Genomic DNA, 21,679 nt, shown 5'->3' with positions numbered 1-21,679 from the left:
TGAGGTGCGTGGATGTTTCGAGTCCACTGGCCCCACGACTTGCCTGAACCGGAGCGCTTTGTGTTCAAGGCACCAAGTACCCTTTCACCCCGGTGAAGATGATCTGAGCCGCCAGTGCACACACGAACAACCCCATCAATCGGCTGACAATCTGCAACCCCTGGTCGCCGAGAATGCGCTCGATACGACCGGACAAAAACAGCACCACGCCCACGGTAAAACTGGCCAGGGCAATGCTGACAATGGCCGTGAGCTTGTCGTCCCAGTGCGGCTGGCTCACGCCCATCACCAGCAAGGCACCGATGGTGCCGGGGCCGACTGTCAGCGGGATGGTCAGTGGAACGATGGTGACATCCTGCTGCACGTTGTCGGTCTGTACCGCCGATTTGCCTTGTGCCATGCCCAGCGCCGAAATGAACAGCACACTGCCGGCGCCAATGCGGAATGCGTCCACGGTAATGCCGAAAACACTGAAAATCACTCGGCCGAACAGGTACAGCAGCACACTGGAGACCAGGGTGGCAACCGCTACTTTCCAGGCCAGCCGACGCTGTTCCTTGCGCGAATAACCACGGGTCAGGCTGATGAAGCAGGACAATACGAAGAATGGGCTGTAGAGCACCAGCATCTTCAGATAAACGCTGAACAACACATGGAGCATGGTGCCGGGCTCACTGGCAAGAAAAGTCGAGTGGGAGTCTATCAGGGGTTGCGGAGTCTGTCGGCTCAGGACGTTTGGGTTGTCGTGCGATTCTGCTGGTCACGCTGGGCGACCCAGTGCTCGATCAGTTCGCGCAACTGCGACAGCTCCACCGGCTTGGCCATGTGTCCGTCCATGCCGGCCTGTCGCGCACGCTCTTTGTGTTCGGCAAGGATATGGGCGGTCAACGCTACCACAGGGGTACGGGCCCGCTGGTTGCCGACTTCCCAGGCCCGCAACTGCTGGGTGGCCGAGAAACCGTCGAGGATCGGCATTTCGCAATCCATCAGCACCAGGTCGTAACGCTGGGCTTTCATCGCCTGCAGGGCTTCTTCGCCATTGCAGGCGGTATCCGGTTGCAGGTTGAGCTTGCTCAGCATGCCGCGGATCACCTTGGTCGAGATGCTGTTGTCTTCAGCGACCAGAATGCGGAAGTCGGAGGGGACCTTGACCGGCAACGCCGGGCCGCTTGGCGCGGGTTGGGTTGCGACGAGCCCTTTGTTGCGCTGGGTCAGTTCGTCGGCCAGGGTGGTTTTGAGGGTGTAGCCGGCAACCGGCTTGGCGAGGATGCGCTTGATCCCGGAGTTGCGCGCGATGATCTTGCTCGGTGCGTTGCTGATGCCGGTGAGCATGATCAGCAGGATGTCGTGGTTCAGGCTCGGGTCTTCCTTGATCTTGGCCGCCAGTTGCATGCCGGTCATGCCGGGCATGTTCTGATCCAGCAGGACCACATCGAAGTAATCACGCAAATGAGCCTTGGTACGCAACAGGGCCAGCGCTTCCTTGCCGGAAGGCGCGGCGCTGACATTCAGGCCCCAGGCGCTGCATTGTTGCACCAGGACCTTGCGACAGGTCTCATTGTCGTCCACCACCAATACCCGCGCACCTTGCAGCGGGCCGTCGAGGTCGGAGGTCGGGTGTTCCAGGCGATCCGGGTCCAGTGGCAGGGTCAGCCACAGGGTGCTGCCCTGGTTGTTGCCGCTCTTGATCCCGAATTCCCCCTGCATCAGGCGGATCAGTTGGCGGGCAATCACCAGCCCCAGGTTGCCGCCCAGCCGGGTGGCCGAAAGAAAATGCCGGCTGTGCAGTTCGGCGTGCATCAGGGCGTCGCGTTCTTCGGCGTCCATGGGCTCGCCGCTGTCCTGCACGGCGATACGCAGGCGTGGTTTGGTGTTGCGTTCGTCGAGCGCCACGACGATCAGGATTTCGCCTTCATCGGTTTTTTTCAGGGCGTTTTCAAGCAGGCTCAACAGCGTCTGGCGCAAGCGTGTCGGGTCACCGCTGATCACCCGCGGCACTTGCGGCTGGATGAAGCTGATCAACTCGACATTTTGCTGCTCGGCCTTGGCGCGGAAGATACTCAGGCAGTCTTCGATCAGTGCATTGAGGTCGAACTGCACATCGTCCAGTTCGATCTGTCCGGACTCGAGTTTGGAGATGTCGAGAATTTCGTTGATCAGCGTCAGCAGTTCGTTACCGGCGCTGTGGATCGTCTGTACATAGTCGCGTTGCTTGACCGAAAGCGGTGTACCCAGCAACAGCTCGGTCATGCCGAGGACACCATTCATCGGGGTGCGGATCTCATGGCTGATCTTCGCCAGGAACTCGGCCTTGGCGTTGATCTCTGCGTTGCTGGCCGCCAGGTCACGACTGATGCTGAAGCGGTCTTCGGTGATGCGGCGCTGGCGCTCGCTCAACGCAATGCTCATCAACAGGCCGCTGATGCAGATGAACACCAGCAAGGTAGTGATCAGGCCATTGGGTTCGACCAGGGTCAGCCCCAACAGGGCGGGCAGGATGACCAGTGTCCCGAGGTTGAACACCACCATGGCCGCCACGAAGAGGCGAGCCGGGCGATAACCTTTTTGCCAGTGATAGGCGCTGATGAACAGCATGGTCAGGCCCGCCAACGCCACCAGGCCGTAGGTGATGAAGTTCAGCGGCAAGGTATTGACGAACAGCAGCATCAGCCCGCACGCGGTGATGAGCAGGACCTCGCCAAGCAGCAATCGGTTCAGCGGATGCGGCCCGAGCGGGGCGAAGAAGCGATAGGCAAGCATCAGGCCGCAGGGCGCGGTCATTATCAATGCCAGGTAAGCCCCTGGCGTTTGCAGTGCATGCCAGTCCGGCAGCCAGGGGCCGGCGAGGTTCAGCAACAACAGCAGGCTGAGCATCAACAAACCTTCGCACGCCGCCAACCAGAGGGCGCTGCGCGAGCGGGTGTAGGCGTAGCGGATGAGGTTGTGCAGGATCAGCATGGCGATGCAACCGAACAGCAGACCATAGATCAGCGTCTGGTTCTGGTTGGCGGCCGAGAGGATCGCCGATTGCAGGGTGATATAGGGCCGTAACTGGTGGTCGGAGGCCAGTCGCAGGTATACGTCGAGAGGGGTGTCGCTTTGCGGCAGGGCCAGCATGAAGTCGTTGCTGGGCAGTGGTCGCTCGGATTGGGGGCGTTCGTTGCCCGTGCTGGATTGATCGATCAGCTTGTCGCCGTCCAGTACGTACATGTTGAACTGGCGCAAGTCAGGCGCGAACACGCGCAGCAACTGTTCGTGCTTACCCGGTGCAAGCCTGAATCGCAACCATAGCGCGCCATCGGGTTCGGCCGCGGTAATGCGGTCGAGTTCGATAGGGCTGAATTGATTGGTGTAGCGTGCGGAACGGATGTCGCTCAGTTGCAGGTCGCCCTGTTCGTCGAGCAATACCGCCCAGCCACTGCCTTGCGCGGCCTGGGCCGGTAGCATGCAGAGCAAGGTCAGCAAAGTGACGGTCAAGCTTATGGCAATCCTGAGCCAGCGCACGGCGAAATCCCTTCGTTAGGTTGATGCCAGAATATAACGATGCGCGGCGCCGGAATAGCCAGGCAATAAACGGTGTTCATTGCCTGGCGCGGTGTTTACCTTATTCCTGATTTTCGCCACGCTCGCGGGCAATGGCACGGTAGCCAATGTCCTTGCGATAGAAACAGCCTTCCCAGTCAATCGATGCCGCCAGCTTGTAGGCCTGCTGCTGCGCAGCATCTACGCTTGCGCCCATGGCCGTGGCGCAAAGCACCCGACCGCCGGCCGTTACAACTTGACCGTCCTTGAGCGCAGTACCGGCGTGGAAGACTTTGCCTTCCAGTGCAGCCGCTGCATCCAGGCCATTGATGGCCACGCCTTTGGCGTAGTCACCAGGATAGCCGCCAGCGGCCAGCACGATACCAACGCTCGGGCGTGGATCCCATTGTGCTTCTACCTTGTCCAGCGCCTGGGCCAGGGCGGCCTCGACCAGCAGCACCAGGCTCGACTGCAGGCGCAGCATCACCGGTTGGGTCTCAGGGTCGCCGAAGCGGCAGTTGAATTCGATGACTTTTGGGTTACCAGCCTTGTCGATCATCAGGCCGGCATACAGGAAACCAGTGTAGACGTTGCCTTCCTCGGCCATGCCGCGCACGGTCGGCCAGATCACCAGGTCCATGACACGCTTGTGCACTTCGGCGGTGACCACTGGCGCCGGGGAGTAAGCACCCATGCCGCCGGTGTTCGGACCGGTGTCGCCGTCGCCGACGCGTTTGTGGTCCTGGCTGGTGGCCATTGGCAGCACGTTCTTGCCGTCGACCATGACGATGAAACTGGCTTCTTCGCCGTCCAGGAACTCTTCGATGACCACGCGCGAACCCGCATCGCCAAAGGCATTGCCCGCCAGCATGTCGCGCACGGCGTCTTCGGCTTCGGCCAGGGTCATGGCGACGATCACGCCTTTACCGGCGGCCAGGCCATCGGCCTTGATCACGATCGGAGCGCCTTTTTCACGCAGGTAAGCCAGGGCCGGCTCGATTTCGGTGAAGTTCTGGTAGTCGGCAGTCGGGATCTTGTGGCGCGCCAGGAAGTCCTTGGTGAAGGCTTTCGAACCTTCCAGTTGCGCAGCGCCAGCGGTCGGACCGAAGCAATCCAGGCCACGGCTGCGGAACAGATCCACAACACCGGCCACCAGCGGCACTTCAGGGCCAACGATGGTCAGGGAAACGTTTTTCTCGGCAAAGTCTGCCAGTTGCTCAAGCGCCAGTACGTCGATGGCGACGTTCTCGCATTTGGCTTCGATGGCGGTACCGGCGTTGCCCGGAGCCACGAACACCTTCTGCACGCGCGGATCCTGAGCCACTTTCCAGGCCAGGGCGTGTTCACGGCCACCGCTGCCAATGATCAAAACATTCATTTCAAAAACCTCGGATGACGCTAATTCTGTTTTAGAACCTAAAGCGCTTTACGCCCTAGGAGGTTGCAATGACGCCGGTAGATGCAAGGCGGAGCCCACCTCGATGAGCGGAGTTGCCTTTTGGCAATGAGCATCATCGAGGTGGGCTCCAACGCAGCAGATGCCGGCGTCAGTGCGACCGTTGCCGTATTAGTGACGGAAGTGGCGCATGCCGGTGAACACCATCGCGATGCCAGCTTCATCGGCAGCAGCAATCACTTCAGCATCACGCATCGAGCCGCCTGGCTGGATCACCGCAGTGATACCGGCCTTGGCCGCATTGTCCAGACCGTCGCGGAACGGGAAGAAAGCGTCGGAAGCCATCACCGAACCGGCTACCTGCAATCCAGCATGTTCTGCCTTGATTGCCGCAATGCGCGCGGAGTTCACGCGGCTCATCTGGCCGGCGCCGACACCGATGGTCTGACGGTTCTTGGCGTAGACGATAGCGTTGGACTTCACGTACTTGGCGACTTTCCAGGCGAAGATCAGGTCGTGGATTTCCTGTTCGGTCGGAGCGCGTTTGGTCACGACCTTCAGGTCATCGGCACCGATCATGCCGATGTCGCGGCTCTGTACCAGCAGGCCACCGTTGACACGCTTGTAGTCCCAGGCCGCAGCGCGGTCAGCCGACCACTCGCCGCACGCCAACAGACGCACATTGGCTTTGGCCGCAACGATGGCACGGGCTTCTTCGCTCACGCTTGGGGCGATGATCACTTCAACGAACTGACGTTCGACGATCGCCTTGGCGGTCTCGGCATCCAGTTCACGGTTGAAGGCGATGATGCCGCCGAACGCCGACTCGGTGTCGGTAGCGTAGGCCAGTTCATAGGCCTGACGGATACCGCCTTCGGCATCAGGGCTGACGGCCACGCCGCACGGGTTGGCGTGCTTGACGATCACGCAAGCAGGCTTGACGAAGCTCTTCACGCATTCCAGCGCAGCGTCGGTGTCGGCCACGTTGTTGTACGACAGTTCTTTGCCCTGCAGTTGGGTCGCGGTGGCGATGCCGACTTCAGCAGGCTTGGCCTCAACGTAGAACGCCGCGCTCTGGTGCGGGTTCTCGCCGTAGCGCATTTCCTGAGCCTTGATGAACTGGCTGTTGAAGGTGCGCGGAAACTCGCTACGACCTTCCGTGCTCAGTGTCTCGGCAGCCTGGTTCACGGTGCCCATGTAGTTGGCGATCATGCCGTCGTAGGCGGCAGTGTGTTCGAAGGCCTTGAGCATCAGGTCGAAACGCTGTGCGTAGGTCAGGCCGCCGGCTTTCAGGTTTTCCAGTACGTTGGCGTAATCGCTGGCGTTCACCACGATCGCTACGTCTTTATGGTTTTTCGCCGCCGAACGAACCATGGTCGGGCCGCCGATGTCGATGTTCTCGATGGCGGTCGGCAGGTCGCAGCCTGGCTTGTTGATGGTGGCTTCGAACGGGTACAGGTTGACCGCTACTAGGTCGATCGGCTTGATGCCGTGCTCGTTCATGATAGCGTCGTCGATACCGCGACGACCGAGGATCCCACCGTGGATTTTCGGGTGCAGGGTCTTCACCCGGCCGTCCATCATTTCGGCAAAACCTGTGTAATCCGCGACTTCCACTGCGGCAACGCCGTTGTCCCGCAGCAGCTTGAACGTCCCGCCGGTGGAGAGGATCTCGACGCCCAGGGCTTCAAGCTCCTTGGCGAATTCGAGGATCCCGGTCTTGTCGGAAACGCTGATCAAGGCGCGGCGGATCGGCAGGCGGGTAGTCTGGTCGGTCATCTCAATTTCCATCAAAAGCAAAGGAAGTCAGCAAAAAAGGCGACCGGTTTTACGCGGGCGCCTTTCTGGTTTGATTGAATGCTTACAGCAAGTCGTACTGCTTGAGTTTCTTGCGCAGCGTGCCCCGGTTCAGTCCGAGCATCTCGCTGGCCTTGGTCTGGTTGCCCTTGACGTAGTTCATCACGCACTCGAGCAGGGGAGCCTCGACTTCGGAGAGCACCAGGTTGTACACATCCGTGACGGCAGCGCCCTCAAGGTGGGCGAAATAATTGTGCAGCGCCTTCTCGACACTCCCGCGAAGGGTCTGGCCTTCTTCGCTTGGCGTATTGAGGTGCTGTTTCAAATTCACGTTGTCGCTCACGGGTGTTGTTCCACTCACTAAAGTCTCGGTCATCATCGTCATGCGGCCACCCACTCTCCGTCCCCTGTCAGGCTCTTGTAACGCTCGGCGAAAAACGCCCGAACGTTGGCGCATTGTGTATCCGTACCATCCAAACGATTGAAGTGGGCGCGAAACTCCCTGGCGCCCGGCAGGGTTGCGAGATACCAGCCCACATGCTTTCGAGCAATGCGCACACCCATGACATCGCCATAGAAGGCGTGCAGGGCAGCCAGATGCTCTAGCAGAATGCGTTCCACCTCGATCAGTTCCAGCGCCGGGAGTTTCTCGCCGGTACGCAGGAAATGGTCGATCTCGCGAAAAATCCATGGCCGCCCTTGGGCAGCCCGGCCAATCAACAGGCCATCGGCACCGGTCGCGTCGAGCACGTACCGGGCTTTTTCCGGCGAATCAATATCGCCATTGGCGAAGACCGGAATCGACACAGCCTGCTTGATTGCGGCAATGGTGTCGTACTCGGCTTCACCGGTGTACAGGTCGGCACGGGTGCGGCCATGCACCGCCAACGCCGTTATGCCGGCCTGCTCGGCGATCTTCGCCACCGTAAGGCCATTCTTGTTGTCCCGGTCCCAACCGGTCCGGATCTTCAGGGTAACCGGCACATCGACCGCAGCCACGACGGCCTGCAGGATCTCGGTTACCAGGGGTTCATCCTTCAACAGTGCGGAACCGGCAGCCTTGTTGCAGACTTTTTTTGCCGGACAGCCCATGTTGATATCAATGATCTGCGCGCCCATTTCAACGTTGGCACGGGCGGCGTCCGCCAGCATCTGCGCGTCCCCACCGGCGATCTGTACCGAGCGTGGCTCGGGATCACCTTCGTGGATCATGCGCATGCGCGACTTGCGGGTGTTCCACAAACTCATGTCGCTGGTGACCATTTCCGAGACGACCAGTCCCGCGCCCAAGCGCTTGCACAGCTGACGAAAGGGCTGGTCGGTGACGCCCGCCATGGGGGCGAGAATCAAGCTGTTATGTAATGTGTATGGGCCGATGCGTACCGCCGACATAGGACTTCCCTGTTGTGGGGCCGGATCATGAGAGTTCGAAAAAGGGTTGGCATGATACCCGCTCTCGATGACTGGATAAAGGCTGAATTGAACAAATTCTGAACAGTTATTCTGTTATTACCCGTGGTTTGGTTGGCCGGGAGCAGTCAGAAAGCCGACGTTAATCCGGGAGCAATGAAGCGTTTCACTCCGGAGAGTGAAAGCTCAGACTGTAGTTCACGGCCTTGGCACCTGGGTCGAGAATGTCCAGGGCGATGTGGATCGGCGTTTGCGGAGGCATCTCCGCCATACCTTCGAGATCGCCATTGAGGTACTCGCCTGGCTTGAAGCGACGGCTGGCGATCAGGTGGCCATTGAGGTCGGCGAAGCGCAGTTCCAGCAACGGGAAGGGCTGGGAGAAGGGCGCGCGGTTATAGATGATCGCATCGACCACCAGGGCGCCATTGAACTCGGGGTGGCTGCGCACCACCAGGTTGCTGCTTTTGATCTTCGCGATGTCGACTTTGGAGGGCACGGTGCAACCGATTTGCGGGCACAGTTGCTGGAACCACGGGCGATATTGATCCTGTCGCGCCAGCTCGTCGAAATGGTAGGCGATGTACTGGCCGGCGAGGGCGCCAGCGGCAATCAGCACCAGCAGCAACCAGAACAGCCGTCGGCCCCAGGGCGAGCGGCGTTTTTGCCAGTCCAGTTGCAGTGGGTCGTCGGTCAGGTCTTGCAACATTTCGGCGCGCACGCCCGGCTCGCTGCGTTCGCGTCGCTTGCGCAGGGGTTCGATCGAGGGCAGGTTGTCGTCGATTTCGCTCTCGTCGGCGGTCGACAGGCGCTCGTGGTTCAGTGGCGCATCGAGAGGGTCGTGTAATCGCAAATGGGGTGGTTGCGGTTCGTCGTCGAGATCAACCGGCTCCAGGGACAGCGAAGGTTCAGTGCGCGAGGCCTTGCTCGGTTCGTCCATCGGCTCTGGCGTTTCAAGGCTGTCGAGCGGTTCGTCGAGTAGCGCACGGTCGGCCGCCGACTCACTGAACAGGCTGTCGGACCACGGCTCGTTGTCATCATGCTCGTTGCTGTCGCGACGGGCGCTCAGCGAGTCCTCGCGATGGCGACCGAGTTCGGTGGTCGGCTGGATTTCCCGCTGTTCGAGCCGAGCGAGCTCTTCGTCGAGGTCGAGGCTGTCCAGGTCCAGCTCCGTAGCGCTCCATTGCTTTTGGCTGATGGCGCGCGGCTGTGTTGGTTCAAGGGGCTCCTCGGGCTGCGCAGGCGGGAGCGGCATCGCGACCGGTGCTTCCTTGCCTGCCTGCTCAAGCAGCTGCCTGGCGGCATTGAACACCTGCAGGCAGGAGCCGCAACGAACCACCCCGCGAGCCACGCTCAACTGGGCATGGCTGACGCGGAAGCTGGTTTGGCAATGCGGGCACTGGGTGACGAAGCTATCGGTCATGCGGCGATCCGGATTATGCAGACGCTCATTCTAACGCCGACGGCCTGTGATGCGCACCCAGCCATCGCGATTGGCGATCGGGTCCAGATCGAAGTCCTTGGCGTAGGCGGCAGCGACTTCGTCACCCTGTTCGGCGAGGATGCCCGACAGCGCCAGGCGACCGCCCGACTTGACCAGACCGGACAATTGCGGCGCCAGGGAAACCAGCGGGCCGGCGAGAATGTTGGCCACCAGCACGTCGGCCTGCACCTGCGGCAGGTCTTGCGGCAGATACAGTGGAAACAGCTCATCGGCGATACCGTTGCGCCCGGCGTTGTCGCGGGAGGCTTCCAGTGCCTGCACGTCGATATCGGTACCGACGGCTTCCCTGGCGCCCAGCAACAGCGCGGCAATCGCCAGAATCCCCGAGCCGCAACCGAAGTCCAGCACGTTGCAGTCCTTCAGGTCCTGACCGTCGAGCCATTCCAGGCACAGTGCGGTGGTCGGGTGGGTGCCGGTGCCGAATGCCAGGCCCGGGTCCAGCAGCAGATTCACCGCGCCAGGTTCCGGTGCGGCGTGCCAGCTTGGCACGATCCACAGGCGCTGGCCGAATTGCATTGGCTGGAAACCGTCCATCCAGCTGCGTTCCCAGTCCTGGTCTTCAATCACTTCGCTGTGGTGCTCGGGCAGCGGGCTGCCGGTCAACAGTTCCAGATGGGCCAGTACCGGGCCTGGCTCGGTGCCACCTTCGAACAGGGCCAGCAGGTGCGTGTGGGACCACAGCGGCGTGGTGTTGAGTTCCGGCTCGAAGATCGGCTGATCTTCGGCGTCCATGAAGGTCACCGATACGGCGCCCACTTCAAGGAAAGCGTCTTCATAGGTTTCGGCTTGTTCTGGGCTGATGGCGAGGCGTACTTGCAGCCAAGGCATGGCGGGCACCTTTGAAAAATATTGATTGCAGCCTGGCGGACTGCGAGAAGGGCGCAAGTTTACGCGAGCGCAGAGGTTTTGTGGGAGTGGCTTGCCCTGTACATCGGTACATACCCCTGGGGGGCGGCGTTCGGTCAGATGAAATGTCCAGATACAACAAAGCCGCCCGAAGGCGGCTTTGTCGATGGGGTCTAAGCTTAGTGCTTCTCGCCAGCCAGCTTGTGCTCGAGGTAGTGAATGTTCACGCCCCCTTTGCAGAAGCCTTCATCGCGGGTCAGGTCGCGGTGCAGCGGGATGTTGGTCTTGATCCCGTCGACCACGATCTCGTCCAGCGCATTGCGCATGCGCGCCATGGCTTCGTCGCGGGTCGCGCCGTAGGTGATCAGCTTGCCGATCAACGAATCGTAGTTCGGCGGAACCGCATAACCACTGTACAGGTGCGAGTCGACGCGAACGCCGTTGCCGCCTGGAGCATGGAAATGCTTGACCGTGCCCGGGCTCGGCATGAAGGTTTTCGGGTCTTCGGCGTTGATCCGGCACTCCAGCGCGTGACCGCGGATGACCACGTCATCCTGGGTGAACGACAGCTTGTTGCCGGCGGCGATGCTGAGCATCTCCTTGACGATGTCGATGCCGGTGACCATTTCCGAAACCGGGTGCTCTACCTGGACACGAGTGTTCATCTCGATGAAGTAGAAACGACCGTTTTCGTACAGGAACTCGAAAGTGCCCGCGCCACGGTAGCCGATGTCGATGCAGGCCTTGACGCAGCGTGCGAGTACTTCCTCACGTGCGTTCTCGTCGATGCCCGGTGCCGGTGCTTCTTCAAGCACCTTCTGGTGACGACGTTGCAGCGAGCAGTCGCGGTCGCCCAGATGGATAGCCTGGCCCTGGCCATCGGAAAGTACCTGGACTTCCACGTGACGTGGGTTGGTCAGGAATTTTTCCAGATAGACCATCGGGTTGCCGAAGGCCGCGCCCGCTTCGGTACGGGTCAGTTTCGCGAAGGAGATCAGGTCTTCTTCTTTATGCACGACGCGCATACCGCGACCACCGCCGCCGCCAGCGGCCTTGATGATCACCGGGTAACCGACTTCGCGACCAATGCGCAGAGCGGTTTCTTCGTCTTCCGGCAGCGGGCCGTCAGAGCCCGGTACAGTCGGTACGCCGGCCGCGATCATGGCGTGCTTGGCCGATACCTTGTCGCCCATCAGGCGAATGGTTTCAGCTTTCGGGCCAATGAACGCGAAGCCGGAGTTCTCGACCTGTTCGGCGAAGTCGGCGTTTTCCGCAAGGAAGCCGTAACCTGGGTGAATGGCGGTGGCGCCAGTCACTTCGGCTGCGGCAATGATTGCCGGAATGTGCAGGTAGGAGTGGGCGGCCGATGCCGGACCGATGCAGACGGATTCGTCTGCCAGCCCCAGGTGCATCAGTTCCTTGTCAGCCTTGGAGTAAACGGCGACGGTCTTGATGCCCATTTCTTTGCAGGCGCGCAGGATCCGCAGGGCGATCTCACCGCGGTTGGCGATCAGAACTTTTTCCAACTTCGCAGTCATCAAAGGCTCTCCGCGGTTCAAACGATGGTGAACAGCGGTTGGTCGTACTCAACCGGCTGGCCGTCTTCGACGAGGATGGATTCGATCACACCGCTGGTTTCAGCTTCGATGTGGTTCATCATCTTCATGGCTTCAACGATGCACAGGGTGTCGCCTTTCTTCACGGTCTGGCCGACTTCCACGAAGGACGGCGAGGCTGGCGAAGATTTGCGATAGAAAGTACCGACCATCGGCGAACGGGCAACGGTGCCGTTCAGTGCCGGAGCGGCGGCGGCAGCAGGTGCGGCAGCGGCAGCCGGAGCGGCGGCAGCGACAGGCGCGGGGGCCGGAGCATGCATTGGAGCCGGCGCGTAGTACTGCTGAGCCGGGGTCTTGCTATGGCGGCTGATGCGTACGGACTCTTCGCCTTCCTTGATCTCGAGCTCGTCGATGCCGGACTCTTCCAGCAATTCGATCAGTTTCTTAACTTTACGGATATCCATGAATCATCAACTCCCAAGGGTCGGTCAGGGGCGGTTAACTTGTTGTTCAAGCTGTTCCAGGGCGGCCTCCAGGGCCAGTCGATAACCGCTGGCGCCAAGGCCGCAGATCACTCCCACCGCTACGTCGGAGAAGTAAGAGTGATGGCGGAAAGGTTCGCGTTTGTGCACGTTAGACAAATGCACTTCGATGAATGGGATGCTCACCGCCAGCAGCGCGTCACGTAATGCGACACTTGTATGTGTAAAAGCTGCTGGGTTGATCAAAATGAAGTCCACGCCTTCGCTGCGGGCAGCGTGGATGCGGTCGATCAATTCGTACTCGGCGTTGCTTTGCAGGTGCAGCAAATGGTGACCGGCTTCGCGGGCACGGCGTTCCAGGTCCTGGTTGATCTGCGCCAGCGTCGTGGCGCCGTAGGTGCCCGGTTCACGGGTGCCGAGCAGGTTCAGGTTGGGTCCGTGCAGAACGAGTAACGTCGCCATCGGCGGTTCCTATGTTATCTGTGAGCAGTTGTCAGAACCCGGCGACTATGCCGCAAAGCCTTTGTGACTGTCCAGTTCTCTGCAATAGCCAGCACGATGACCGATGTTTGCGCGAAATATATGACTGCTGGATTAAATTTGGTCATTCGCCCTGGCAACACGTTCGGCGAAGTCCCTGGCATTGATCTCGCCGATCACCCGCACATCGGCGCGTTCGACACCGTCCTTGCCGAAAAACATCAGGGCAGGGGGGCCGAACAATTGGTAACGGTCGAGCAGGGCGCGCTGCTCGGCATTGCTGGCGGTGATATCGAAGCGGATCAACCGGTAACCCTTGAGGCGTTCGATAACGACAGGGTCGTCCAGTACCTCATGTTCGATGACTTTGCAGCTGATGCACCAGTCGGCGTACCAGTCGAGCAGCAGCGGTGTGCCGGATGCGCGTGCGTCGGCGAGCGCGCGGTCCAGATCGGCCGGCGTGCTGACGGTTTGCCAGGCGCTGGTGTTTTGCGCGGGGCCGCTGTTGGCAACGATACGGGGCTGGCCGATCGGGTTGAGCGGGTCGGTCTGGCCGCTGAAGGCGCCGTACCAGCAGGCCAGTGCATAAAACAGCAGAAACATGCCGAGCAGTTGGCCCAGGCGTTGGCGCGGTGGTTTATAGACGAACTCCAGTGCCCCCATGAACAAGCCGACACCGCCGGCCAGTAAACCGATGAGCAGCAAGGTGACCTGGCCCGGCAAGACGCGGCTGAGCAAGCCGACGGCCAGCCCGAGCAACAGTACGCCAATCGCGTTTTTCACATAGACCAGCCACGGACCGCTTTTCGGCAACCAGGCTGCGCCACCGGTGGCCACCAGCAACAGCGGCGCGCCCATGCCGAGGCCGAGCATGAACAGTTTCAAGCCGCCGCCCAGCGCATCGCCACTGGCACTGATGTACAGCAGCGCCCCGGCCAATGGCGCCGAAACACAGGGTGAAACCAGCAGGCTGGAAACCACGCCCAACACCGCGGCGCCCCACAGTGACCCGCCTTTGGTGCGGCCGGCGATGCGGTCCAGGCGACTGCTGATGGCATGGGGCAACTTGAGTTCGAAGACGCCGAACATCGCCAGGGCAAACACGGCGAAAAACATTGCGAACGGCACCAGCACCCAGGCCGATTGCAATCGCGCCTGCAGGTTGAGCTGGGCACCGAACAGGCCCATCAGGGCTCCGAGCAGGGCAAAGCAGGCGGCCATCGGCAGCACATAGGCCAGTGACAGATTGAAGCCGCGCCAGCCACCGACCTGACCGCGCAGCACCACGCCGGACAGGATCGGCAGCATGGGCAGCACGCATGGCGTAAACGTCAGGCCCAGGCCGGCCAGGAAAAACAACGCCAGTTCGCGCCAGCTCCATGGATAAACCGTCGTCGGAGTACCACTGCCGTCGATGCCGCCGATGCTCAGGCGCTCGGTTTCAGGCGGATAGCACAGCCCTTTGTCGGCGCATCCCTGATAAGTCACGATCAGGGTGAAGGCGCGCTGGTCGGTGCGCGGCAACTCGACGTCGAGAATGCCGTGGTAGACCTCGACATCGCCAAAGTATTCATCGTGTTTTTTCTGGCCGTCGGGCAGTTTCGCCGCGCCGAGGACGACATCGGCCGGATCGGCGCGAAATTGAAAGCGGTGGCGGTAGAGGTAGTAACCTTCAGTGGCGACGAACTGCAGCTTGATCGATTGCGGCGTGCTTTCTACCAGACTCAGCTGGAACGCTTCGCGCACCGGCAGGAAGTCGGCGCTGTTGTTGATCGAGCCCAGGCTTGAGCTGGGGCGGTTCTCCAGCAAGCCAGTGGCGCTGGCCGGCAGGGCGAACACTAAAAACAGCAGGCAAAGCAAACGGCGCATGACAATCTCGCGTATCGGAATTGGGGGGATGATAGCGGACGGCGGCGGGGCGTGCAGAGCGACAGTTTTGTGGTGGATTGCCTGACGCTATCGCGAGCAGGCTCGCTCCTACAAGGGGAATGCATTTCAAGTGTAGGAGCGAGCCTGCTCGCGATGGCTATCTGTCAGACGCGGAAGGCCTGAACGGCTGTATGCAGTCGACCTCCCAGCACCAGAAGATTTTCTCCCTGCTCACGCCCTTCGCCGATACGCAGCAAGTTATCCCCACCCAACTGGTGAATCCGCTCACTGTGGTCACGGATCTCGCTGACAGCGCCGCTTTGCTGGGCGGTAACATCGGCGATGCGTACCGCTGTGTCGGAAATGGTCTGGATCGCCCCGACGATTTTATCCAGTGCGCCATCAGCGGCCTGGGCCTGGCTGGCCGTGGCTTCGGCATGTTCGACCTGGGCGCGCATGCCTTCCACCGACTGTCGCGCGGCGGTTTGCAGCCCTGCGATCAGCGTCTGGATTTCTGCGGTGGCCCCGGCGGTACGTTGCGCCAGTGAGCGCACCTCTTCGGCCACCACCGCGAAGCCTCGGCCCATTTCCCCGGCCCGGGCCGCCTCGATGGCGGCGTTCAACGCCAGCAGGTTGGTCTGGTCGGCAATCGAGCGGATCACCGTCAACACGCCGCCGATGGTGGCCGACTCTTCGGCCAGGTGTTCGATCATTTGTGCATTGCCTTGCACTTCATCCACCAGCGCATGCAGGCCGGTGAGGCTCAGACCGATGACTTTCTGTCCGTGCTCCACGGCCAGGCCGGCGTGGCGGCTGGCATCGGCGGCCTGGCTGGCATCGCCGGCGACTTGTTGAATGGTCGCTTCCAGTTCGCTGAGGGAGTCGCGGATCAGTGCCGTGTCGCCGGCCTGATGCTCGGCGCCGCTGTGCAAGTCGTTGCTCAGGTCCGCCAGGGTGCGGCTGCTGCCGGCCACCTGCTCGGCGTTGTGGCGAATGGTCCCCACCAGGTCCACCAGATAGGCGCGCAAGCGGTTGAGCGAGGCTTCAATGTCATGCAATTCGCGGTTGGTGTTGCCCAGTTGAATGTCGCGGCTGAAGTCGCCTTCGGCCCAGGTCGAGAGGGCCGGGGCGAGGTTGGTCAGGGTCCGGGCGAGTTTGCGCTGCAGGGTGTCGATCAACAGGGCGATCAACAGAATCAAGCCGATCATCACGCCTTGCATCAGCCGCACTTCACCCTGGATCTGCCCGTGCTGGGCGCGAACCACCGGTTCGAGACCGGCAATGGCCTGTTGCACGTCGGCGATTTTCAGGTGGGTCGCCGCGCTGAGGTCGGCGCGCTTGCGGATTTGATCGCGGGTGCGCGAGAGCTCGGCCGGGTAGCGGGTGAGCAGGCTGTTGAGCTCGCGCTTGAGGCCGACGCCGGCATCTTCGGCGACGGTTTTTTCCGTGTTCTCAAGGCCCATCATCGAGGCGAAATCGTCGGTGTTCGACTCGCTGCTGGTGGTCACCCCGAGTAATGGCAGGGCGTCGAGTTTCTCTGCCTGGGCACGGATGTTGGCCACTTCGCGTTCGACATCGGCGGCCAGTTCACTGCGGCCGCTGCTGACCAGTTTGTCTCGGGCCAGGGACAATTTGCCCAGGTGTTGCGAGGCGGTGAGCAGCGGCGTCAGGTAGGCCGCATTGCCATTGGCGTACTGGCTGAGTTGATCGAGACTTGCGCCCAGTTCGCGCTCGGCCTGCAGCAGCAAGGCCTGTGGGTCGCCGGCCAGTTTGCCGGCGGCCAGCAGGTCGGTTTTGCTGAATTCTTCGAGGGTCGACAGGCTGGGACGCAAGGTCTCGGCCAGGGCCGGTGGCAGTTCGCCGAGTTCTTTTTGCAGGCTGTCGATGCCTTGGGCGGCACTGCTCAGGCGTAGCGCATCGCCGCTGCCGAGGTAATCCTCAATGCTGCGGGCGACTTCATTCTGAAATTGCTGCGACAGCCCCAGATAGCGCTCCATTAATAGATACGGACGCTCAAGGGCTTTCTGCGACCACCACAGCGTAGCGCCGAGGGCCACGCACACGGCCACCAGAAGGAGGGTATTGAGATTGGTCAGCAGCTTCAGGCGCATCACGGACTACCAACGGCAGAAATGGTAAGCGCCTGAAGTTATTGCGTTTCTGTTACAGGGTTATGACCGTATCGGTCGATTCCGATAAAAAAGTGGCACTTTGCTTTGACGTGCGCGCCGCCTGGACGCGATTGCGTCCGCCGTGTTTGGCGCGATACAGCGCTTCGTCTGCTTGGCTGGCCATCATCAGGCTGTCGGAGCTTTCGCAAAGCTCAACCACTCCGGCGCTGAAGGTGCACCACAGATCCTCGGGTTGTGCGGGGTAGTGAATCTCGGCAAAACGCTGGCGGATTTCATCGAGCACCTTGTAGGCCGCATCAATATCGGTGTCCGGCATGACGATGGCGAATTCTTCGCCACCGTAGCGGCCGATGAAGTCGGTTTTGCGCAGGCGTTGCTTGAGAAACAGCGCCAGGCTCTTGATCACCCGGTCGCCCATGGGGTGACCGTGGCTGTCGTTGACCCGTTTGAAGTGGTCGATGTCGAGCATGGCAAAGCTCAGCGGCTTGCTTTCGCGGCGGGCGCGGAACGAGCAGTCTTCGAGCAATTGCAGGATATGCGTGTGGTTGTACAACCCGGTGAGGCTGTCGCGGACCATTCGTGCCTTGAGGTTGCGCGCCCGGGCCGCGCGGTTGCGCACGGTGGTGATCAGGTGCCGGGGCTTGATCGGTTTGGTCAGGAAGTCATCGCCGCCTTCGCTCATGGCGTCGAGCTGTTTGTCCAGGTCGTCTTCGGCCGACAGGTAAATGATGGGCACGCTGACGTAACGGTCGTTATGGCGAATGACCTTGGCCAGTTCCGTACCGGTGCAGGTCGGCATGTACATGTCGAGGATGATCAGGTCCGGCTGGAAATCCGCCAGTTCGGCCATGGCCTGGATCGGCTCGATCAGCGTGCGGGTGACAATCCCGGCGCTGTTGAGCAGGCGCTCGGTGTGCAAGGCCTGGGCGCGGGAGTCGTCGATGATCAGCACTTTATAAGGCTCGTACTGGGCCACGCAGGTCAGGACTTCGATCTTCTCCAGCAGGCTCGACGCTTCGAGGGTACCGGTGAGGAACTCCTGGCCACCGGCACGCACGGCGGCCAGGCGGGTCGGGGTATCGGTTTCGTGCAAGCTGAAGAACAGCAGCGGCAGTTGATGATCGAGGCCTTCCTGGGCTTCGGCGGCCAGTTTCAGGCCGACGCCGGCGCCACTGAAGTCCACGTCCATGACAATCGCCGCCGGCAAGCGCTCGACCATCGATGAGCGAAACGCGTCCACACTGTCCAGGGACTGGGCACTGAGGCCGAAGAATTCCAGTTGCTTGGCCAGGCGCTCGGCACGGTCGTGATCCTGCAACATCACGTAGATGGGCTTGCGCAGCGGTGGCAGGAAGGTTTGATCGAGTTGGTCGCCATGGCGCAGGCCGGTGCGTGAAAGGCGCTGCATCAAGCGATTGAGGTCAGTGATCAGGCCGCTGCTCAGGCGTCCGCGATTGGCGTCGACCGCGTCCAGGGACTGACCGATGCGGCGTGCCAGTTGCGTGTGTTCCGGTTGTTCGAAACGCTCGGCGAAACGCAGCAGGCGCAGATTGGCCTCGCTTAGCTCCGAAAGGTCGGCGGTGGACCACTCACTGCGTTGCAGGCGCTGCCATATTTCAAGAATCTGACGAGCCTGATGAATTACCCGCTGGGCAAAGTGGTGCTTGAGGCGCTCGCGGCTGGGGTCTTCTGGCTCGGTCATATCCTGACTACTAGTTAGGGTGCACACTGAGGTCGAGTGGTGGCTCTATGCTAGCACCACTTTTCCATTACATGAGTGCTGTACGTCAATAATCTGCAATGTGACTTCATTCAGTTTGTGACTGATCGGTCTTGTTCAAGCCTTTCAAGTCGCGACTTGCAGGGGGCGAAGCGCTTGAATCAGGGCGCCTGGCGGGCGTGGGGCGGGAATGGACGAATGGCTGACAGCCGGCCATTCATGATTTTTTGCCAGTGTTGATCGGCTCGGTTTTTTGGGTTTCCGAGGATCGGGGATTCCCTTAGCGTGGCAATCCAAACCATTAGGGGAGGATTTCGATGGTCACGGCGTCGTCGGGTGCACAGGCACTCTTTTCGTCCGCAAGCCCGGTAATTTTCCGCATCGGTGCGATGGCGGGTGCCGGGCCAAGGCACGTTGTTGTATGGTTGCGGTCGAACCGTTGAACTCAAGAGCTTGAAAGGATATCGCCATGCTGGACTGGAAGAACCGCACAGACAGTGCGCCTGAACGTGCCGCTGAACCGAAGTCGGAGACCCGCAGTTACCTGGGTGGTCTGTTGTTCAGCCGGGCGCTGGCCACTCTGCTGGGCATCTACCTGTTGGTGGCGAGTGTCCTGGGCTGGTACTGGAGCCAGGAGCCGGCGCTGTTTCCGGTCCAGCAAACCGCGCAACTGGCGGCCGAGAAAGAAGGCAAGCAGATGGTCGTCGGCTACACCACGGTGGAAACCCTCAAGACCGTCGCCGGTACCTTGCTGACCAAGCCGGGCGGCTATATTTCCAACGACCGGTTCCCGCCAGGTCTGTGGATGGACAACATGCCGAGCTGGGAATATGGCGTGCTGGTGCAGGTCCGCGACCTGAGCCGGGCACTGCGCAAAGACTTCGCCCGTTCGCAGTCGCAGTCCGCCGAAGACGCCGACCTGGCCAAGGCCGAGCCGCGTTTCAACTTCGACAACAAGAGTTGGGTGCTGCCGTCCAGTGAGTCCGAGTACCAGGAAGGCATCAATTCCCTGAGCCGCTATCAGGCGCGCCTGTCCGATCCGAACCAGAAGAGCGCGTTGTTCTATGCCCGCGCCGACAACCTGAACAACTGGCTGGGTGACGTCGGCACCCGTCTGGGTTCTCTGTCGCAACGGCTGTCGGCCAGTGTGGGCCGGGTCAAGCTCAACACTGCGTTGAAGACCGAAATCGTGGCACCGGGCGTGGCGCCGCAGGTCGATGAAGAGATCGTCGAAACGCCATGGCTGCAGATCGACAACGTGTTCTACGAAGCTCGCGGCCAGGCCTGGGCCTTGTCGCATTTGCTGCGCGCCATCGAGGTCGACTTCGCCGATGTGCTGGCCAAGAAGAACGCCACGGTCAGCGTGCGCCAGATCATTCGTGAACTGGAAGCGTCGCAGGAGCCGGTGTGGAGCCCGATGATCCTCAACGGCAGTGGCTTCGGCGTATTGGCCAACCACTCGCTGGTCATGGCCAACTACATTTCCCGGGCCAACGCAGCGGTGATCGATTTGCGTCAATTGCTCAATCAGGGCTGAGTCATGGTCGATAACACCAGGGAGGCCGCGCACCGTGCGGCCTCCGATGCCGAACAGATCGCCTGGGTCGACGAGCAGGACAACCTGCTCGGCGCCCTGGTCCGTTCCGATTTGCGCGAGCGCGGGCTGATCGGGCGCGGCACCTACATTATGTTGTTCAACTCCGCTGGCGAGCTGTGCGTGCACCGGCGCACCCTGAGCAAGGCAATCTATCCCGGTTACTGGGACGTGGCGGCGGGGGGCATGGTGCTCGCCAGTGAAACCTACGCCGAATCGGCGGCAAGGGAGCTGGAGGAAGAGCTGGGTGTGAGTGGTGTGGAGCTGACCGCCCACGACCATTTTTTTTTCGAGGACACCGGCAATCGCCTGTGGTGTTCGGCGTTCTCGGCGGTATGGGACGGTCCGTTGATCCTGCAACCGGAAGAGGTGCTCGAAGCGCGCTTTATTCCCATTGATCAGGTCATGCTGGAAATCGGGCAAAAGCCTTATTGCCCGGACTCACTGGCGGCGTTGAAGCGATATCTGAAGGCTCAACAAAGCAACGTCGCAAAACAGCTATAAATTGGCGCCGATTGGCTCTTAGCAATCCGCGTTTTTGCCGTTACACTGCGCGACCTTTTTAAACTGAACCGGTATTGCTGGTTGTTATTGTAGGAGCGAGCCTGCTCGCGAAAAACGAGAGAACGACACGTGTAGCCTGATGCCGCGCGTTATCGTTGACGTCCATCGCGAACAAGCTCGCTCCTACAGTGAAGTGAATGTCGTACCGTTTCAGTAGCGCTGCCCCTGCCTGAGTGGGGCTTCGCGGTCGATAGCCTTCCCGAGTGCTGCGACCAGTCTTTGTCCTCCGAAGAGGATTGCCGGTGGCCAAAAAAGCCGCATCCTTCGCCGCCTTGGGCGGCCTGGTATTTTCCACCGACGCAGGTCGTCATTGCCCGGAATGCAGTAAACCGGTGGACGCCTGTATCTGCAAACAGACCGTTATCCCGGTCGGCGACGGCATCGCGCGCGTGCGTCGCGAAAGCAAAGGCCGTGGCGGCAAGACGGTGACCACCATCACCGGTGTGCCGTTGGCTGAAGATGCGCTCAAGGACCTGGCCACGACGTTGAAGAAACGTTGCGGTACCGGTGGGGCGCTGAAAGACGGTGTCATCGAAATCCAGGGCGATCATGTCGAGCTACTCTTGGCAGAACTGATCAAACTCGGTTTCAAAGCGAAGAAGTCCGGCGGCTAGCAGCCTCTGTGAAAACCACCCTCGGCTTGATCCGGTCCTGATGACATTCAGGTCCGGCATCGTCTACATGGTTTTCACAGAGCCTGTTCATGACCGGTATCTAAACTCACTGCGGTCGGCGGGGTCTATTGCCTCGTTGACGAACCGTCATTTTCATTCTTTAGACTGCGCCGGCCTGAACCCAGGCGACGCACTA

17 protein-coding genes are annotated in these 21,679 nt (G+C 60.9%); 3 read left to right on the top strand and 14 right to left on the bottom strand.

Annotated features, from left to right (window positions below; translation table 11 throughout):
• Positions 1-64 precede the first annotated feature (64 nt).
• From BSF44_RS15285 to gcbA, 14 genes are all read right to left on the bottom strand, one after another.
• Positions 65-661, bottom strand: a complete 597-nt coding sequence (locus BSF44_RS15285; RefSeq protein WP_008053960.1) for a MarC family protein — start codon at positions 659-661, stop codon at positions 65-67.
• Between the two features lie 65 nt (positions 662-726).
• Positions 727-3,504 (bottom strand): hybrid sensor histidine kinase/response regulator, encoded by a 2,778-nt coding sequence (locus BSF44_RS15280; protein WP_095944208.1) that lies wholly within the window; start codon positions 3,502-3,504, stop codon positions 727-729.
• Positions 3,505-3,604: 100 nt separating this feature from the next.
• A complete protein-coding gene (gene purD / locus BSF44_RS15275; protein WP_095944207.1) occupies positions 3,605-4,900 on the bottom strand; it encodes a phosphoribosylamine--glycine ligase in 1,296 nt (431 codons plus the stop codon).
• 189 nt (positions 4,901-5,089) lie between these two features.
• Entirely contained in the window at positions 5,090-6,697 is a 1,608-nt protein-coding gene (gene purH, locus BSF44_RS15270) for a bifunctional phosphoribosylaminoimidazolecarboxamide formyltransferase/IMP cyclohydrolase (RefSeq protein ID WP_095944206.1), read from the bottom strand.
• An 82-nt stretch (positions 6,698-6,779) separates the two neighbouring features.
• Positions 6,780-7,100: a DNA-binding transcriptional regulator Fis gene (gene fis, locus BSF44_RS15265; protein ID WP_015093301.1), complete on the bottom strand. Its 321-nt coding sequence runs from the start codon at positions 7,098-7,100 to the stop codon at positions 6,780-6,782.
• Entirely contained in the window at positions 7,097-8,107 is a 1,011-nt protein-coding gene (gene dusB, locus BSF44_RS15260) for a tRNA dihydrouridine synthase DusB (RefSeq protein WP_008016791.1), read from the bottom strand. Before dusB ends, fis begins: the two co-directional genes overlap by 4 nt.
• A gap of 184 nt (positions 8,108-8,291) precedes the next feature.
• Positions 8,292-9,545, bottom strand: coding sequence for a DUF3426 domain-containing protein (locus tag BSF44_RS15255; protein WP_095944205.1), 1,254 nt, complete (start codon positions 9,543-9,545; stop codon positions 8,292-8,294).
• A gap of 30 nt (positions 9,546-9,575) precedes the next feature.
• On the bottom strand, positions 9,576-10,454 hold the full coding sequence (gene prmA / locus BSF44_RS15250; RefSeq protein ID WP_095944204.1) for a 50S ribosomal protein L11 methyltransferase: 879 nt from the start codon (positions 10,452-10,454) through the stop codon (positions 9,576-9,578).
• A gap of 197 nt (positions 10,455-10,651) precedes the next feature.
• Positions 10,652-12,010, bottom strand: a complete 1,359-nt coding sequence (gene accC, locus BSF44_RS15245; RefSeq protein WP_056725293.1) for an acetyl-CoA carboxylase biotin carboxylase subunit — start codon at positions 12,008-12,010, stop codon at positions 10,652-10,654.
• Positions 12,011-12,027: 17 nt separating this feature from the next.
• Positions 12,028-12,492, bottom strand: coding sequence for an acetyl-CoA carboxylase biotin carboxyl carrier protein (gene accB, locus BSF44_RS15240; RefSeq protein WP_095944203.1), 465 nt, complete (start codon positions 12,490-12,492; stop codon positions 12,028-12,030).
• Positions 12,493-12,516: 24 nt separating this feature from the next.
• Complete coding sequence (gene aroQ, locus BSF44_RS15235) at positions 12,517-12,972, bottom strand: type II 3-dehydroquinate dehydratase (protein ID WP_007971361.1); 456 nt, start codon at positions 12,970-12,972, stop codon at positions 12,517-12,519.
• Positions 12,973-13,104: 132 nt separating this feature from the next.
• Positions 13,105-14,859 carry a protein-disulfide reductase DsbD gene (locus BSF44_RS15230; RefSeq protein ID WP_095944202.1) on the bottom strand — a complete coding sequence of 585 codons (1,755 nt, stop codon included), beginning with the start codon at positions 14,857-14,859 and terminating at the stop codon, positions 13,105-13,107.
• 164 nt (positions 14,860-15,023) lie between these two features.
• Positions 15,024-16,067 (bottom strand): methyl-accepting chemotaxis protein, encoded by a 1,044-nt coding sequence (locus tag BSF44_RS31130; RefSeq protein ID WP_371918263.1) that lies wholly within the window; start codon positions 16,065-16,067, stop codon positions 15,024-15,026.
• Between the two features lie 955 nt (positions 16,068-17,022).
• The gene (gcbA, locus tag BSF44_RS15220; RefSeq protein WP_095944200.1) at positions 17,023-18,693 is read right to left on the bottom strand and encodes a diguanylate cyclase GcbA; all 1,671 of its coding nucleotides are present in this window, start codon (positions 18,691-18,693) and stop codon (positions 17,023-17,025) included.
• Positions 18,694-19,180: 487 nt separating this feature from the next.
• Here gcbA and BSF44_RS15215 point away from each other — a divergent pair, with 487 nt between their 5' ends.
• The 3 genes from BSF44_RS15215 to BSF44_RS15205 all read left to right on the top strand — a co-directional run bounded on the left by BSF44_RS15215 (position 19,181) and on the right by BSF44_RS15205 (position 21,483).
• Positions 19,181-20,248: a DUF2333 family protein gene (locus tag BSF44_RS15215; RefSeq protein WP_095944199.1), complete on the top strand. Its 1,068-nt coding sequence runs from the start codon at positions 19,181-19,183 to the stop codon at positions 20,246-20,248.
• A 3-nt stretch (positions 20,249-20,251) separates the two neighbouring features.
• A complete protein-coding gene (locus BSF44_RS15210; protein ID WP_095944198.1) occupies positions 20,252-20,809 on the top strand; it encodes an NUDIX hydrolase in 558 nt (185 codons plus the stop codon).
• A gap of 302 nt (positions 20,810-21,111) precedes the next feature.
• The gene (locus tag BSF44_RS15205) at positions 21,112-21,483 is read left to right on the top strand and encodes a translation initiation factor Sui1 (RefSeq protein ID WP_095944197.1); all 372 of its coding nucleotides are present in this window, start codon (positions 21,112-21,114) and stop codon (positions 21,481-21,483) included.
• The last annotated feature ends 196 nt before the right edge of the window (positions 21,484-21,679 follow it).

Origin of the sequence: Pseudomonas sp. ACN8 (assembly GCF_002303925.1) — a bacterium.
GTDB lineage: Bacteria > Pseudomonadota > Gammaproteobacteria > Pseudomonadales > Pseudomonadaceae > Aquipseudomonas.
Note: the sequence above shows the minus strand (reverse complement) of the source record. Positions and strands in the feature narration are given on the sequence as shown.